Annotated in this window: 17 protein-coding genes; 10 read left to right on the top strand and 7 right to left on the bottom strand. The window is 41.3% G+C overall.

Going from position 1 to position 16,833, the window contains the following annotated elements:
- Window positions 1–12: 12 nt before the first annotated feature.
- The gene (locus tag LX92_RS05300; RefSeq protein ID WP_223308260.1) at window positions 13–1,725 is read left to right on the top strand and encodes a RagB/SusD family nutrient uptake outer membrane protein; all 1,713 of its coding nucleotides are present in this window, start codon (window positions 13–15) and stop codon (window positions 1,723–1,725) included.
- A 28-nt stretch (window positions 1,726–1,753) separates the two neighbouring features.
- Entirely contained in the window at window positions 1,754–2,548 is a 795-nt protein-coding gene (locus LX92_RS05295; RefSeq protein ID WP_109649645.1) for a hypothetical protein, read from the top strand.
- 126 nt (window positions 2,549–2,674) lie between these two features.
- Here the strand turns inward: LX92_RS05295 and LX92_RS05290 are convergent, their stop codons facing one another.
- The 3 genes from LX92_RS05290 to LX92_RS05280 are packed head-to-tail and all read right to left on the bottom strand — an operon-like array spanning window position 2,675 to window position 5,791.
- The gene (locus LX92_RS05290) at window positions 2,675–3,403 is read right to left on the bottom strand and encodes a glutamine amidotransferase (protein WP_109649253.1); all 729 of its coding nucleotides are present in this window, start codon (window positions 3,401–3,403) and stop codon (window positions 2,675–2,677) included.
- The gene (locus tag LX92_RS05285; RefSeq protein WP_109649252.1) at window positions 3,400–4,314 is read right to left on the bottom strand and encodes an SMP-30/gluconolactonase/LRE family protein; all 915 of its coding nucleotides are present in this window, start codon (window positions 4,312–4,314) and stop codon (window positions 3,400–3,402) included. The genes LX92_RS05290 and LX92_RS05285 overlap by 4 nt, the downstream gene beginning before the upstream one ends.
- Window positions 4,315–4,321: 7 nt before the next feature.
- Complete coding sequence (locus tag LX92_RS05280) at window positions 4,322–5,791, bottom strand: TolB family protein (protein WP_223308259.1); 1,470 nt, start codon at window positions 5,789–5,791, stop codon at window positions 4,322–4,324.
- Window positions 5,792–5,926: 135 nt separating this feature from the next.
- On the opposite strand from LX92_RS05280, the gene mazG reads away from it, so the two are divergent.
- From mazG to LX92_RS05255, 5 genes are all read left to right on the top strand, one after another.
- Window positions 5,927–6,715 carry a nucleoside triphosphate pyrophosphohydrolase gene (gene mazG, locus LX92_RS05275; protein WP_109649250.1) on the top strand — a complete coding sequence of 263 codons (789 nt, stop codon included), beginning with the start codon at window positions 5,927–5,929 and terminating at the stop codon, window positions 6,713–6,715.
- Between the two features lie 132 nt (window positions 6,716–6,847).
- Window positions 6,848–8,215: an MATE family efflux transporter gene (locus LX92_RS05270; protein WP_109649249.1), complete on the top strand. Its 1,368-nt coding sequence runs from the start codon at window positions 6,848–6,850 to the stop codon at window positions 8,213–8,215.
- A gap of 11 nt (window positions 8,216–8,226) precedes the next feature.
- On the top strand, window positions 8,227–8,454 hold the full coding sequence (locus tag LX92_RS05265) for a hypothetical protein (RefSeq protein ID WP_109649248.1): 228 nt from the start codon (window positions 8,227–8,229) through the stop codon (window positions 8,452–8,454).
- Window positions 8,455–8,459: 5 nt separating this feature from the next.
- A complete protein-coding gene (locus LX92_RS05260; RefSeq protein ID WP_109649247.1) occupies window positions 8,460–9,029 on the top strand; it encodes a phosphatase PAP2 family protein in 570 nt (189 codons plus the stop codon).
- Window positions 9,026–10,684, top strand: coding sequence for an ArnT family glycosyltransferase (locus tag LX92_RS05255; protein WP_109649246.1), 1,659 nt, complete (start codon window positions 9,026–9,028; stop codon window positions 10,682–10,684). Before LX92_RS05260 ends, LX92_RS05255 begins: the two co-directional genes overlap by 4 nt.
- On the opposite strand, the gene LX92_RS05250 is transcribed toward LX92_RS05255, so the two are convergent.
- From LX92_RS05250 to LX92_RS05235, 4 genes are all read right to left on the bottom strand, one after another.
- A complete protein-coding gene (locus LX92_RS05250) occupies window positions 10,678–11,553 on the bottom strand; it encodes a lysylphosphatidylglycerol synthase transmembrane domain-containing protein (protein ID WP_109649245.1) in 876 nt (291 codons plus the stop codon). The two genes, LX92_RS05255 and LX92_RS05250, sit on opposite strands and share 7 nt — an antisense overlap.
- A complete protein-coding gene (locus LX92_RS05245; protein ID WP_109649244.1) occupies window positions 11,534–12,493 on the bottom strand; it encodes a glycosyltransferase family 2 protein in 960 nt (319 codons plus the stop codon). Before LX92_RS05245 ends, LX92_RS05250 begins: the two co-directional genes overlap by 20 nt.
- 199 nt (window positions 12,494–12,692) lie before the next feature.
- Window positions 12,693–13,253: a DUF2911 domain-containing protein gene (locus LX92_RS05240; RefSeq protein ID WP_109649243.1), complete on the bottom strand. Its 561-nt coding sequence runs from the start codon at window positions 13,251–13,253 to the stop codon at window positions 12,693–12,695.
- A gap of 25 nt (window positions 13,254–13,278) precedes the next feature.
- On the bottom strand, window positions 13,279–14,187 hold the full coding sequence (locus LX92_RS05235; protein ID WP_109649242.1) for an aldose epimerase family protein: 909 nt from the start codon (window positions 14,185–14,187) through the stop codon (window positions 13,279–13,281).
- A gap of 106 nt (window positions 14,188–14,293) precedes the next feature.
- Here LX92_RS05235 and LX92_RS05230 point away from each other — a divergent pair, with 106 nt between their 5' ends.
- The 3 genes from LX92_RS05230 to LX92_RS05220 are packed head-to-tail and all read left to right on the top strand — an operon-like array spanning window position 14,294 to window position 16,809.
- Window positions 14,294–14,836 carry an RNA polymerase sigma factor gene (locus LX92_RS05230; RefSeq protein ID WP_109649241.1) on the top strand — a complete coding sequence of 181 codons (543 nt, stop codon included), beginning with the start codon at window positions 14,294–14,296 and terminating at the stop codon, window positions 14,834–14,836.
- On the top strand, window positions 14,820–15,404 hold the full coding sequence (locus LX92_RS05225; RefSeq protein ID WP_109649240.1) for a hypothetical protein: 585 nt from the start codon (window positions 14,820–14,822) through the stop codon (window positions 15,402–15,404). The genes LX92_RS05230 and LX92_RS05225 overlap by 17 nt, the downstream gene beginning before the upstream one ends.
- Window positions 15,385–16,809: a DUF4097 family beta strand repeat-containing protein gene (locus tag LX92_RS05220; RefSeq protein ID WP_146197802.1), complete on the top strand. Its 1,425-nt coding sequence runs from the start codon at window positions 15,385–15,387 to the stop codon at window positions 16,807–16,809. The genes LX92_RS05225 and LX92_RS05220 overlap by 20 nt, the downstream gene beginning before the upstream one ends.
- The last annotated feature ends 24 nt before the right edge of the window (window positions 16,810–16,833 follow it).

Below are 16,833 nucleotides of genomic sequence, written 5' to 3'. Positions count from 1 at the left end.
TAAAAAAGAATTATGATGAAAAATATATATTATTTAATTGCTGTTTTACTAGGGATAACAACCCTAGGTTGCAGCGAAAGTTTATTGGATACAGAAAATCTGTACGGTAAGAGTTTGGATACATATTATCAGACCCCTACAGATATGGAAGAAGCAATATCAGGTGTTTACAATGCAATTTATACACCTAATGCACTTAGTTTTGAACCCCTTGCGGCCAATTTGATGTCCGATATGATGTTAGGTGGTGGTGGTCCCGATGATAAGGCCGGTAAGGATGTTGATGCCTTTGAGGATCCAGCGGAAGACACGTATCGCGATATGTGGGTGCAATCCTATAATGGCATTGCACGATGTAATGCAATAATAGAAAAGGCCAGTGAGGCAGACTTTTCAAGTTTTTTCAGTAGTCCTGCGGAAGCTCAGGAATTTAAGGATGTTGCCGTAGGGGAAGCTTTGTTTATGAGGGCTTTCTTCTACTTTAAATTGGCTAAATTTTTTGGAGGTGTACCATTGATAACTTCAGTCGATCAAGCTAAAGATGGTCCTAGGAACACCTATTCCGAGACTTTTGCCCAAATTGCCTCAGACTTGAAATTGGCTATAGAAACATTGCCCAATATTTCTTTCCCTTCCATACCAACGGAAAGTTATGGGCATGCCAACAAGTGGGTGGCCGAAGCGTATTTAGGGCGTGTGTATTTACATTATACGGGCTATATGTCCAATATAGAGAACCAATCTACAAGTGATTTACCTTTGGTAGAGGGTGGTTCGTTAAGTGGTTCGGATGTCGCAGGTTATTTAAATGATTGCATCAACAATAGTGGCTATGACTTGGTTTCGGATTTTAGAAATCTCTGGCCTTATTCCAATTTGAACAAAAGCGCTGGGAGCGTAGTGCTTCCTTGGGCAGATGCCGAAGGATTGGAATGGGTAGGACAGGATGGACTTAATCCTACCTTTGGAACTGGAAATTCAGAGAGTATGTTCGTTCAACGTTTTTCTTTTGGTGATTGGCAATGGTCAAATGGTTCAATTTATACCAATAGACTTTGTCTTTTTAGTGGTATTCGCGATAATTCAATGGTACCATTCGGACAAGGTTGGGGGTTTTGTACTATTCGGCCTGCCTTATGGAACACTTGGGATGATGCCGATCCTCGAAAACAAGGATCTATTCTTCCAATGGGGGATGCAGATCAAGGAACTGATGGCTATCAGGCAGACAAAGGGGACCATGAAACAGGTTTTTTCAATAAAAAATATACTGCCCTACAGCATCCTGATGTAGATGGTAACGTTTCAGGAATGTTCGTTCAAATGTACGATTGGAGTAATACGGATATGCAACTGATGCATGCCCAGGATTTTATCTTTATGCGATTTGCCGATGTTTTGTTAATGCATTCAGAGATTACGCAAACATCTGATGGAATGAATAGGGTAAGGGCAAGAGTAGGTTTGCCAGCCATAGGATATTCCCTTGAGGCATTGAAGGAGGAAAGAAAGCATGAGTTGGCTTTTGAAGGGTTGAGATATTTCGATTTGGTGCGTTGGGGTGATGTAGACACTGCCTTCGATTATACTGAGAATGTACGGAATTCAGGTTCCGATGCTACTTATAGTGGTTCGTATAGGTCTGAAACTAAAGGTTTGGTTTCGATACCTGAAACGGAAATAAGGTTGTCTAACGGGGCTTATGAACAAAACCCTGGGTGGTAGTATGTTTTATAACTTAAAAATAAGAAACATGAAATTAAATAAAATTATAGGTTTTTCCGTAGGTATGTTTGCTTTGTTGTTCATAGCATGCGAGCCTATTGTTACGGATACTGAGGAATTGTATAACGTTACAGACGTTGCAGGGGTCGAATTAATGGCCACCCAAATTGATCCGGGAGGGAATAAAGTTGCGTTGAGTATGGTTTCTCCCGGTATTACTGGATATTGGGATTATAATACCGGTAAGGCTTATACCGACAAAGTTGAATTTGTTTATCCTATTATCGGTACAGCTACTTTTACCTATCACGGTACACTTGGTGCTGAGTTCTTTAGTAAAACCATAGATGTTACCATTGACGAATTCACAACACCCATAGCCCAGGATTATTATGATTTGGCAGGGGAAGATCCATCCATAGGTAAAACATGGGTGTTTGACGGTACCCCTGAAGATGGTTTGTTTTGGTATATGGTTGCCCCAAACAATATAGATGGCTGGGAAGGTGTTTGGTGGAATGCAGGGGAGTGTTGTTGCCCAGATCCATTTGGGAGTATGACCTTTGATCTAAATGGGGCTGCAAACTGTACCTATGTCAAAGAACCAGGGGCAGAAGCTAAAACAGGTGGATTTAGTTTAAATGTTGAAGGTCGCACATTAACCTTTTTAGATCATACAACTGTTTTGGGTAATGACCCGGAAAGAACCAATCCCGATGGACTTTTCCAGATTGTTTCCTTAACCGAGGATGAACTGATTTTATATGTACCTATCAATGCTGGTGGTACAGGTTGGACCTTGAAATATAAGCCACAAGAATAAGTGGTTTATTACCAATCAATCTTAAAGGGCTGTTTTAAAAGACAGCCCTTTTTTTTATGCCCAATTCACATCAATAAGGGTGTGGAATACCACAAAGGAATTTGGGTAAATGGGATTATTAGAGCATCAAATATGATACCGCTCAACAAAGTGTTTTAAAATAATCTTGGGTATCGGCGTATTGGTTTTTTGAACCCGATTGATTAAATCATTAGCTTCTTCTGGTGGAAAATAACCATGGTTCTTGTAGATATTTATACGTAATATAAATTCGTTGGCATCGGCCTCGGGATGGAATTGTGTTGCGTAGATATGCTGTTTTACCCGGAACATTTGAACAGGACAGGTTGCTGAGGTGGCCAAAAGTACTGCGCCTGGAGGTATGCTATCACAAGCTTCCTTGTGGCCTACCAGAGCGGAAAAAGTCTCCGGAAGGTTTTTGAGGAGGGGGTCTTCCTTCCCTTCCTCCGTAATCCTTACCTCGACGCTGCCTATAGGTTCTGAATAAGTGGTTGAAATGGTGGCTCCACAATAATTTCCCAAGAGTCCATTGCCGGAACATGCCCCAAGAAAAGGAAAATCCCTGTCAACAACATCATCGAATAGGGTGTTGAAGAACGCTTCTATGTTTTTTTGGAGGATGCTCTTTTGGTTGTCGGCAGTACTAACGTCAAACGGACTTCCCCCTACGATGATTCCTGTATAATCGTTCAAGTCAATTACCGGAATGCCTTTTTCCAAACGAATGCGCTCTACATCAATGGGACTCAACCCACCAACCTGCAAAATGGCATTAAGCTCACTATCGGCGGTTTCATCCTCGGGACGAAGCTGTAAAATAAGCAACTTTTTCAATAGGCTCCCTTTACATTCATATCCAGGAGATAGACCGAATTCATGGCCGTGATAAAGAGTTTATTGTGTTCTTTGCCTCCGAAGGTGACATTAGCTGTCCATTTTTGGTCAATGGGGATATGCAGGATCTTATCGCCTTTTGCATTGAAAACAGTAACGCCATCGCCTGTGAGATATACATTTCCTTTGTTGTCCAATGTCATTCCATCGGAACCCATGGCGGTAAAAAGTTTTTTGTCCCTTAGACTACCGTTCTCATTAATCGTATAGGAATAGGTCTTATCGTCTCCGATGTCCGCAATATAAAGGGTTTTGCCATCAGGGCTCCCGATAATACCATTAGGGCGAACAAAACCATCGGCAACGATACTAAGGTCCTTTTTGTCCGGGGTCAGATAGTACACCCGACTGGCCGCTTGTTCTGGTTCCTCATGTTTCCACCATGGTCTTTTGTAAAAAGGGTCTGTGAGGTAGATCCCGCCTTTAGTATCGATCCATAGGTCATTGGGACCATTCATTTTTTTATTGTCAAAACCATTGACCAAGACGGTTATATTCTTTTGTTTGTCAATGTGCCATAATTCGTTCTTTTCGTCGGCACAGGCGATAAGATTGTTATCATTGTCAAAATAGAGTCCATTGGAACGTCCTGAAGGTTTTAAGAAAACTTCCAAGGTGTTGTCACTTGCAGACCATTTGATGATTTGGTCATTGGGTTGGTCCGTAAAATAGACATTGCCCTCTTTGTCGGCAGCTGGTCCCTCGGTGAATTCATATGCTGATGCGATCAAAACAGGTTTCGCATCCTTGGCCATAATCGAATTTTCTTGGGAAGTTGCGGAAAAGCATACGCCAACAAGAAAAAGTAATCCGTACACTCGACGGGAACATATAATTTTAGAAGGACTCATGGTTATTCTATTTAACAGGATGATAGCTTACAAAAGCCAATTTTTTACTATCGGGTGACCAAGAAGGTACGTTTATGGTTCCCTGTCCCCCGAACAATTTCGCCAAGATAATTATTTCCTTGGTTTTTAAGTTCATCAATCGAAGCATAACATCCTTATTGGGGGGATGTGCACCTGCCGGTACATCGGTATTGAAAGTGACATAGGCTATCCATTTGCCATCTGGGGAAGGGTGGGCAAACCAATCGTTGTATGCGTCCGTCGTAATTTGTTCCTGATCGGATCCATCGGTTTTCATCCGCCAGATTTGCATGGTACCCGTTCGTGTGGAATTGAAATAGATATATTGGCCTTCAGGGGAATAATCCGGGCCATCATCGAGTCCTTCGGCAACGGTTAGGCGTATTTCTTTTCCTCCTTCAAAAGGAATAGTATAAATATCATAATTGCCATTGCGCTCAGCACAATAGGCTAAGGTTTTCCCATCGGGAGACCATCCATGCCAGTATGAAGGGGCAAGGGGAGTGATTTTTTTGGGTTTTCCTCCTTCAATAGGAAAGGAATAGATCATTGAGTTTCCGGTTTCCGTTTGGTCACTGATGACCATTTGCGTACCGTCCGGGGATATGCCATGGTCATTATTGATCCTATTGGCAAATCCAGTTGGGATCATTTGTGGCATGCCCCCTTCAATATTGATTTTATAAAGAAGTCCAGCACTATTATAAATCAATCTTTTACCATCGGGTGTCCAATTGGGAGCTTCGATATGGCTTTTGGTATGGTATATTTCACTTCGGTTCAAGGAGGCAATGTCGAGGATTTCCAAGCTGCTTTCAACCTTCGTGACCGTATCGATTGCTTTTAGGTTTTCCTTTATCACAACATCCTTGAATTTTATGGTTTCAAGAACCTCATTGTTATGGGAACAAACACCGAGGCCTACGTAAAAAGGGGAGGTAAGTTCCAATCGCAGGGATCCACCCGTAATTTCCAGCTCTTTTTTCGTTGAACCGGTGTACATGGTAAAGTAATTCCCGACTTTTTTTAATTGGATTTTAACAGGGGCCAAATGGTTGCTTTTTATTTCATGGGTCATTCCTCCATTGGTTTCCCTAAACTGCATAGCAGTGAGGCCGTCGCCATGAAGGGCAACATCGACATAAGGGGCATCGGGTTCTAGGTTTTGACGTATCATTAAACAGGCCTTACGGTGGGGGTCAACACCTTCGTCCATCATTTCTATGAGGGCGGAGAGGGATACGTTGCCCGACATTTTTTTCCAAACAAAATGGAATTCATCCGTATTGAACCACATATTGGTTCCGCTCCCAGAGATGGTATAGGTGTTGTCAGTCGCGCTATAACTTGCCCAACCTTTGTGGTGAACATTGCCGATATCACTGTGATTGTCAAATATTCCCAATTGACCTTGGGAGGGAGATTGCCCAGCTACCATTGTCGTAATAATAACCATAAATATAGTATGAATAGGTTGGAATTTCATTGCTTTCTTAAGATGGATTTGCACGTTATAAGTTAGTTAAAAAATGTGTATTAGGGTCCTTAGAAATAAACTAATTGTATTCGTACTTTTGCCAAAAGCAAATCAATGAATTCTAGAGCACTTCAGTTAAAGGCCTTTGACCGACTATTGACCATAATGGATGAACTTCGTGAGCAATGTCCGTGGGATAAAAAGCAGACCATGCAAACGTTGAGGCATCTTACCATTGAAGAAACCTATGAATTAGGGGATGCTATTTTAGAGGACGATTTGGTCGAGGTCAAAAAGGAATTGGGCGATGTTTTGCTTCATATTGTTTTTTATTCAAAAATCGGATCGGAAACCAATGACTTTGATATCGCTGATGTCTGTAATAGTATCTGTGAAAAATTGATCAATAGGCACCCTCATATATATGGCGATGTAACCGTAAAAGATGAGGAGGAGGTAAAACGGAATTGGGAGAACATTAAACTGAAGGAAGGCAAGAAAAGCGTTCTGGAAGGCGTGCCAAAAGGTTTGCCGGCTTTGGTGAAGGCAAATCGTGTACAGGATAAGGTCGCTGGCGTTGGTTTTGATTGGGAGAAACCCGAACAGGTCTTCGAAAAGGTACAAGAGGAGCTTTCCGAATTACAATCGGAAATAAAGTCGGGGAATGCCGATAAGATGGAGGCCGAGTTTGGCGATGTATTGTTCTCCTTGATCAATTATGCCCGTTTTCTCAATATAAATCCAGAGAATGCCTTGGAGCGTACCAATAAGAAATTCATCGGCCGATTCCAATATTTGGAGTCCAAAGCCAAGGAAGCGGGGAAATCCTTGAAGGACATGACCCTTGGCGAAATGGATGTCTTTTGGGAAGAAGCCAAAAGCGCTTTGGAAAGGCCATCTTAGTCGATATTTTTAATGGGAGGTCAAAAAACACCCTTTATGGGGTCAATATCCCAATTATCCTGTTAACGATAGGGTCATACCGGACCAAAGGACGCTTCACGCATTACCAATAATTTATAACCATAGATTACCTTGTTAAAACAATATACCAAAGAATTCAAATACAATATCAGATTGTCTGTTCCTGTCATATTGGGCATGTTAGGGCACACTTTTGTAGCCTTAGCGGATAATATAATGGTCGGCCAATTGGGGACCGCGGAATTGGCAGCAGTCTCCTTGGGAAATAGCTTTGTGTTTATTGCCATGTCGTTCGGTATTGGTTTTTCCACATCGATTACACCCTTGGTCGCCGAAGCTGATGGGGGTGGTAATAAGGCAGATGCAAAAAGCGCTTTAAAACATGGCTTGGTGTTATGTACGGCCTTGGGATTGTCGCTATTCGCAATCATTCTATTGTTAAAACCCCTCATTCATATGATGAGGCAGCCACCTGAGGTGGTTGACTTGGCAATGCCATATCTTGACCTTGTAGCCTTTTCTTTGGTACCCTTGATTATTTTTCAGGCCTTTAAACAATTTTCTGAAGGATTGTCACAGACAAAATATCCAATGTATGCCACGATAATTGCCAACGTGGTGAATATCACCTTGAATTATTTATTGATTTTCGGTTCTTTAGGATTTCCTAAAATGGGTATCGTAGGGGCTGCCATTGGTACTTTGGTTTCTAGATGTATGATGGTATTGTACATCTGGTTCTTACTTCGGGGCAAAAAGAAATTTCATGATTATGTCACTGGATTCAATTTCAGGAAGATTGAAAAAAAGGTGATGCAAAAAATCATAAGTCTAGGGTTTCCATCGGCGCTTCAAATGTTCTTTGAAGTGGCTATTTTCACTGCTGCGGTTTGGTTGAGTGGGGTGCTGGGGAAAAATGCACAGGCCGCCAACCAAATAGCCTTGAATTTAAGTAGTATGACTTTTATGTTCGGAACGGGACTGGGGGTGGCTGCCATGATTCGGGTAGGTAATCAAAAAGGATTGCGCAATTTCAAGGAATTAAGACGTATAGCCCAATCAATATTTTTATTGACCCTGATCGTGGAAGTTGTTTTTGCCGCTTTATTTTTATGGGGCAGACATTGGTTCCCTACGATTTACCTCGATGTTGACGATGCTCAGAATCTGGCGGACAATACCGAGGTGATTTTCCTTGCTGCCCAATTGTTGTTGGTTGCGGCTTTCTTTCAGATTTCTGACGGAATCCAAGTAGTGGTGTTGGGTGCTTTACGTGGTTTACAGGACGTAAAGGTGCCTACTTTGATTACATTTATCGCCTATTGGGTAATCGGTTTCCCCATTTCTTTTTACTGTGGGCTTTATACCGACCTGGGGAGTACCGGAATCTGGATAGGATTGCTTACCGGGTTGAGTGCATCGGCGATTATGTTGTATCTTCGATTTAATTATTTGACGAAAAAATTGATTACAGATTAATATAAATATACATGGAACTACCAAAATTCATATTGGGCGATAACACCGATTTGCCCAATGCCATATTCGTGATTCATACCGAGTACCCTAGATTTATTATCAACCTTGAAGATGATGAGGTAGAGTGGTTTGAGGATTTTACCATGGAAGACGAGAAAGAACTCGAATCCGAGGCAGAGGGTCTTATTGAAGCGGCTACAGCTTTCTATGACCGTGAGGTGTCCCGTTACGAAGATTAATTCCTATGCTAGACCAACTCGTACAGCTAGATAAGGAAGTATTTCTCTTTCTCAATGGTTTGGGAAACCCTTCTTGGGACGGTTTTTGGATGTTCGCTACGAATAAATTGAGTTCTATTCCCATCTATCTGGTATTGCTCATTATAGCCTATCGGCAACTAGGACTTCGAAAGATGCTTATGGTACTGGGGACTGTCGCCATTTTGATTTTGGTGACCGATCAATTGGCGAATTTTTTCAAATATGGGGTGCAGCGACTACGTCCCTGTTATGATCCCGAGATAAGTTCAATCATGCGGTTGGTCAAAAGTTCTTGTGGTGGTAAATTTGGTTATTTTTCAGCCCATGCTGCCAATTCATTTGCCATAGCATCCTTTTTTACATTTTTATTGAAGCCTGGTTTTAAGCGTATTGGATTCCTATTGTTCCTTTGGGCACTGATCGTGGCCTATAGCCGTATTTATATTGGGGTACATTTTCCCTTGGATGTGTTGACCGGTATCGTTATTGGTTTGGGTTTAGGCTGGCTCTTTACAAAGTTGTATATATTTGCACTTCATAAATACCAACTATGATTTCAAATACCAGATATTGGTTTTTGTTGTTTCTTGTGGTTCTGGTGTACATCGCCGGAATGTTCGTTACCCTTTTCGAAAACGACTCGGCCCAATTTGCCGTCATGGCCATGCGAATGGTTCAGGAGCATGATTTTTTGAGCCTTTTTAAGGGAACGGAGGAATATTTGGACAAACCCCATATGCACTATTGGCTGGCAGCCTTGTCTTTCAAGATTTTCGGATTGCATGATTGGGCGTATAGGATACCGGGCATATTGGCTACTTTGTTGGGGGCCTATAGTTGTTTTGGTTTGGGTAGGTTGTTGTACAATCCCAATGTGGGTAGGCTTGCCGCCCTGATTTTTATGACGTCCCAAACGATTGTATTGGGGGCCATTGATGTCCGTACCGACGCGGTATTGACCGGATTTTCCGTTTTTGCCATTTGGCATTTGGCCGCCTATATTGAGAAAAATTCACTGAAACATATGGTATTGGGCGCCTTTGGCGCTGGGATTGCCTTCTCTACCAAAGGCCAGATAGCCCTTTTGGTCATTGGTTTACCTATACTCTGTCACCTAGCCTATGCCCGAAAATGGAAGATGTTCCTGAATTGGCGGGTACTTATGGGGATTTTGGTTTTTGCAGTGGTCATTACCCCCATGTTGTACGCCTATTATCATCAATTTGATTTGCATCCGGAGAAAGTGATACGGGGTAAGAGCAATAGAAGTGGTATCTTCTTTATATTTTGGGAGCAGAGTTTTGAACGTTTGAGCGGGGAGGGCGTAGGAAAGAATAGCAGTGATTACTTTTTCTTCTTCCATACTTTTCTGTGGGTATTCCTACCATGGACCGTTGTTGGTTTGTTGGCCTATTGGCAAAAAGCAAGGACATTGATTCAATCGAAGTTCAAGTATGTGCCGAAGCAGGAGTTTTTAACGTTGGGTGGAATTACTTTGATTTTTATCATCATCAGTTTCGCACAATTTAAATTACCGCATTACCTGAATATTACCATGCCCTTGTTTGCTGTCCTATCCGCTGGGTATTTATATGGTTTGCATACCGAAAAGGATAAAAGGGTAAAAAAGATATTATTGGGTTTCCAATATTTTATTCTCGGTGTGGTCTTTATAGCCACAACCTTGATTTCCTTTTTCGTTTTTAAGGGCGAGACCTATTACAATTATATATGGAAGCTTGTATTGGGTGCTTTTATCGTTTATTACTGTCTTAAACGCGAGGAGTATTATTATAGGATCATAACCATAGGGGCGGTAAGCTCTATTTTGTTGAATGGGGTCTTGAACACGCATTTTTATCCCTCTTTGTTGGAGTATCAGGCGGGGTCGACCATGGCCAGGACAATTAAGGAAAACAATATTTCTACCGATAATGTCTATAAAGTCTCGAAGAACCATACTTGGGCATTGGATTTTTACAATCAGAAACCTGTAAAAATCATATCGATAAGGGAATTGAAGGGAAGAAAGGATGTTTGGGTGTATGCCAATGACAAGGAATTGGAAGCCTTAAAGGATTCAGGTTTGGATTGGAACAAACAATTGATTGAAAAACAATTTAGGATCACCCGATTGCAAGGCCGGTTCTTAAATCCGGATACCAGAAAGAAAGTGGTCAATGAAATGCATTTGGTGCATATCTATTGATCCTGCGTTTTAAGTTTTATTTTCTTGAAGTGATAAATGATACCGAACAGGGAAACCAGTGCGGTGATCAGAAAGAAAACCATACTGATGCCAATCGATGTGTTTTCATCCAAGGCCAGAAGGGTGGCACCATAAAAAAAGGTGACTTCACGACTGCCAATACCACCAATAGTCAGTGGTAATACCGATACGATGGAAGAGATCAGAAAGATAAAAAGATAGGGGATATTATTGGTGTCTATTTTTAGGGCAAGCAAAATAAATACCACACATACCAATTGAGCCATTTGCACTAGGGCCGATAGTCCGAAAGACTTCCAGAAAACGGGGAGGACAAAACCAAAGAACCTTTTGTTCAGGAACCAAAATACGACAACGGATAAAACACCTAGGAAGCCCATGGGAATATCGTAGGTGTTGAGCCAATGATTGTCTAAAAGCACACCTAGGATACAAGCATAGATAAATAGCAATAACAATCCGCTAAGCCTGTCGAGAACCAGGACCGAAACCACTTTTTTGGTTTCCACTTGAAACTCCTTTTTAATAAGGTAACCCTTATAGGCATCACCTCCGATACCTCCCGGTAGAAAGAGATTGTAGAACATGCCCAATAGATACAACTTAAGGTTGCTTTTTTGGGTGAGTTTTACTTGCAGTTGATGAAAGTAGAGATTGAGGCGAATGGACGCCAAGGCTTTTGAGACAATAAAGAGCAAGATGGCAGCGGTCAAATAAAACGGATTCGACTTCCTTACGATTTGAAGTACCTCCTTAAAATCGACTTTGGTAAAGATAAAATAGATGAGAATTGCACTTATGGCAATTTTGGCTATTGTTATCAGTTTTTTACGCAACCCCGTCTCCAATCGTCACTTTTTTAATTCGGTAGGGTCTTTTCTTCTGCGATTCGTAATAGGTCCTAATTAGGAGTTCCATTACAATACCGATGGTGAACAACTGAATGCCTGCCAAAATGAACATCAGACCGAAAATCAGTAATGGGCGTGTGCCAATATCCTCTCCAAACCCATATTTTACAATGAGGAGGTAGATGTTGATGAACATTCCCAAAAGAATCATTAAAAAACCAAAAATACCAAAGAGGTGTATGGGACGCTGAAAATATTTGCGGATAAAAAGCAATAGCATCATATCGGCAACAACCTTAAAAACGCGTTCTAGTCCATATTTTGAAACCCCGGCATGGCGGGCATGGTGCTTTACGGGAACTTGTTTTATCTGGGCTCCTTCCAAATGGGCCAAGAGGGTGATAAAGCGATGCATTTCGCCATATAGATTCAGGTCTTTGGCAATTTCCTTGGTAAAGACCTTCAATGCGCATCCATTGTCCTTTATATCCAGTTTGGTTACCCTTCTAACCAAAAAATTCGCAATCTTGGAAGGTATTTTTTTGACGAGGGAATCCTTTCTTTTCTGCCGTATGCCCGTTACTACATCATAGTCGTCATTTACGGCGTAGTTCAACATTTGGGGTATATCGCTGGGGTCATTTTGTAAATCCCCATCCATGGTAATGATATACTCCCCCTCGGCATAATCCAATCCGGCAGCCAAGGCCAAACTCTGACCATAATTTTTCTTGAGCTCAATTAGATGCACCGAGTCGTCATTCATATTTTTGACCACCTTACGGGTATTGTCCTTTGAGAAGTCGTCGATATAGATGATTTGGTATTGGTAACCAACAAGACTTTCGTGAATCTTTTGGGTCAATAAAACCACATTTTCCTCCTCATTATAAAGTGGGACAACAATTGAAAGTAATGAATCTGTTATAGGTTGCATTCCGTTAAATTATGGTGGCGCAAATTTATGCTTTTTATTAGTGAATCCCTATTCTCGATATTTATCTTTGGAACTGTAGCCAAAACAGCTGTGTTCGTTGGTCGGGTTGCATGTAAGGGGTTTTTAAACTACCTCTTTTCCCCGTGCGACTTTTCGAAGTTGGAATGTTGCTTTAGTCCCTTCTAGTAAGGGGTTTATATTATTTGTTGATCGGAACCCTTATCTTGGTTTGGTCCCAGGAAAGCGCAAGGTATAGTTGGTTGTCATACTCAAATATCATCGAGAGTTGTTCCTGGACGGTGGCTAATTGTTCAGAGGGAACCTCGACAACAAGAACATCGGCTTCAAGATTTCTTGTGGTTTCTTTTCCACCACTGAGAATGGTAACCCCCCAATCCGGAATTTCACTGTTGAAGATCACCTTCCAACTATTTTGACCTGGTACTGTCCAAAAGGAATAGGTTCCGGCAGGTAACACCTTGTCAATAATCTTGATAGCCGTGGCCGTTGTGAATTTTGTGGGCTCGTTGGCCCCAGTACGCCAAACGGCATCATAGGGTACCAATCCACCAAAAACCTCCCGGCCTTTTTTGAATGGAGCTGAATAATTGATGGAAAGGTCCATTCCATTCTTTGTATAGGTATTCGTGATTTCCGGACTGATTTTTTTTGTCTGCTCTTTCATATACGGCATACCAACGAGGAAGACCAAGGCCACTAAGGCAACTATAGCCAGAAAGATCCATTTTAATTTTTTCATTTTCAGGTTTTTAGGATGTTCCGTTCTAAGTTACTAAATCAAATTTAAAGACCGATGCATTGCGATAGGTTTCGTTCGGCCTTAGCACACTGCTCGGAAAATGTGGATGATTAGGGGCATCAGGAAAGTTTTGGGTCTCAAAGCATATGGCGGGGAAATTATTAGGGGTGTAAACGACCAATCCCCTTTGATTGGTGTTTACCTCCATTGAAATACCTGATTTTTTGGAGTATACCATGGCTGCAAAACTACTATTGTCATCCGTGGCGAAGGGGGTGTCCAATCGGGTTTGACCGATTTGACGCACTGATTTGAAATCAAATTCGGTTCCTTCGACAGGTAATACTTTACCTGTGGGCAATAAAGTCGTATTCGTTTCCACAACTTTAGGACAATTTAATCTAAGAAAGTAATGATCGATACTGTCTTCCCTGTCCAATTTAAAATAGGAATGGTTGGTCATATTCACCACTGTCGTTAGATCGGTCGTAGCTTCATGGATGATGAAAAGTTCGTTATTCCTTATTTTGTAGGTTACAGTAGCTTTTAAATTACCGGGATAACCCTCTTCCAAATGCTTGCTCATATAGGAAAGCCTTACGAAAGGTTCATCACCGTGGTCAATTTCCTCAATGGTCCAATATTTTTTGGCAAAACCTTCCTTGCCCCCATGTAGGTGAATACCGTTTACGGTAGGTAAAGGATAGTTTTTCCAATCGAGGTTGAAACCTCCATTCGAAATACGTCCGGCATATCGGCCTACACAAGCTCCTAAAGATTTAGTGTCGTTAGGGTATTTACTCGGATAGTCATAGCCTACGACTACATTTGTATATCTTCCTTCATCATCCTTGACCAATAATTTTTGTATGATCGCACCATAATCCAATACAATCAAAGTGATGAAAGGGTTGCTTATTGTAACTTGTTTCAAGAAAATCGGATTTAAATCGACGTAAAATTAAAGGTTTTTGCAACATTGACCTATTAATATCGTCCTTAGGGAAATAGAACAGCTCAAACCAACAGCAAGTTATACAATGTTTCATATTGATGTGGTAGAACAATGTAAGGCCAACGATCGTAAGGCCCAAATGCAACTTTACAAACAGTATTGTGAGGGTATGTTCTGTGTGGCCATGCGTTATGTTCAAAATACCAATGATGCGGAGGATGTTATACAGGAAGCTTTTATAAAGGCGTTCCAGAAGATCCATCAATTTAAGGGAGAGGTTACGTTTGGGGCTTGGTTAAAACGCATTGTCATCAATAAGAGTATTGATTTTTTAAAAACGAAAAAACAGCATTTGGTAGCATTGGATGAGCATTATTTGAAGATTACCGATGATAATGACTGGACGGTGGATAATGGAATCACTATAGATGATGTTAAGTCGGCAATAGGGAAGCTACCCGATAAGTACCGATTTGTGGTCATGATGTTCCTGATTGAGGGTTACGACCATAGGGAAATTGCACAGGTCTTGAAATTGACGGAAACGACAAGTAGAACAAGGTTATTACGGGGTAAAAGCTATTTAAAGGAATTATTAAAGGAAAAAATCTATGGCACAGGATCTTAGGGATTTATTTAGAAAAGAGCAGTGCGAGGAAGGGTTCGCAATGATCGAGGGGCATGAAAAACGGTTTAAACGCCTTTTGGAAAAAGAGCTTCCGCAAAAAAGGAAGCGCCCATTCTTTTTCGTCAAGATTGCGGCAGCTATTCTAGTATTGATCAGTTCGGGGGTGTTCTTTTATATGAATAGGGATAATACCGACATTACGACGACTATCGTGGATAAGAATCCAACTAAGGATACCAAGACAGGGATTTCCTTGGGGGATCTTTCGCCCGATTTAAAAAAAGTTGAAAACTATTATGTGGCAAATATCAACCTTGAACTTTCGAAATTGAATGTTTCCGGGGATACGAAGGATATGGTAGAAAGTTACATGGAGCGATTGTCGGAATTGAATGCGGAATACAAAAATCTAAATTCCGAACTCAATCAAATAGGGCCTAATGACCAAACGATATCGGCACTGATAAAGAATCTACAATTACGACTGCAGTTATTACAGCAATTGAAATCGAAGTTAAATGAAATACAATCATCAAAAAACGAACAGTATGAAACGAATGCGATTTAAATCGATAACCATGGTCCTAGCCCTATTGGCAATTGGGGTTTATGGTCAAGAACAGCGTAAGACCTTTAATGAGGTTTTCAATGTCAATCCAGAAACAGTCCTCGATATCAATACGAGTAATGTCGATATTGAATTTGAGACTTGGAACAAAAACCAGATAGCCGTAGAGGCGACCATCATCCTTGATGGTGCTACGGAAGAAGAGGCAAAGGAGTATTTTGAACAGGCAGACATCGAAATTGTCGGCAATAGTAAAAAAGTATCTATCGTCACAGGTGCTGAAAATGCCTGGGGTTTTAAATTTACGGGAGGAGGGTTGGAGGATTTTGATATCGATATTCCCGATTTCCATTTTGAAATGCCCGAAATGCCCGAGATGGATATACACGACTTACATATCGATTTGTCCGATATGCCCATGCCTCCCGTACCTGCGGTTGAATTCGACTATGAGGCCTATAAAAAGGATGGGGAGGAATACTTGAAGAAATGGCAGAAGAAGTTTGACAAGGGCTTTAATAAGGAATACGAAAAAAAAATGGAGGCATGGGGTGAAAAGATGGCAGCCAAGCAAGAGGCAATGGCCAAACGACAAGAAGCCATGGCCGAAAAACGAGAGGCGATGATCGAGAAAAGGATGGAAGCCCAGGAAAGGCAAATGGAAGCAAGGGCAATGGTTATGGAAAAGCGTGCCAAGGAAATGGAAGAACGTAAGGAGCATGTGCTGGAATTGCATGAAAAGCACGGCAATGAGCCTACTGTTTTTTATTATTCAACAGAAAAGGGCAAGAAAAAATTCAAGGTTCGGAAATCCATTAAGGTTAAGATGCCAAAGGGTACCAAGATCAATATGAATGTACGTCATGGAGCGGTTAAATTGGCTGAAAACACAAAAAACATCAATGCGAAATTATCCTATAGTACCCTATGGGCAACCACCATTGATGGGGATGAAACCACAATTACGACCTCGTACTCACCGGTGCGCGTCAAGCGCTGGAATTATGGCTTGTTGCAAGCCGATTATTCCGATGATGTTGATTTGAATGAGGTACTCAACTTAAGGTTGAGTGCCACATCCTCTGATGTTACCATTCATAAGTTGCTGAAGCATGCGATTATACATACGAAGATGGGACCATTAAAAATAAATGCGATCTCCGATAGTTTCAAAGACATTGATATATCGATTGAGAATGCGGAAATGACTTGCGATTTACCACAATCCGATTTCGTGATTACCATCAATCAAACCATGTCCAAGCTGACCACTCCGCCAAGCCTGGCGTTGGACCGTACCCAAAAAGACAAAAATGTAGTCCTTACAGGGTATAATCAGAACATAAATAGTTCAAGGTCAATTTACATCAATTCAAAATATAGTGAAGTCGTATTAAAGGAATAATCCTCAGTTTCCAAGTACCTAAAA

This window comes from Maribacter polysiphoniae, from assembly GCF_003148665.1.
GTDB lineage: Bacteria > Bacteroidota > Bacteroidia > Flavobacteriales > Flavobacteriaceae > Maribacter_A > Maribacter_A polysiphoniae.
Note: the sequence above shows the minus strand (reverse complement) of the source record. Positions and strands in the feature narration are given on the sequence as shown.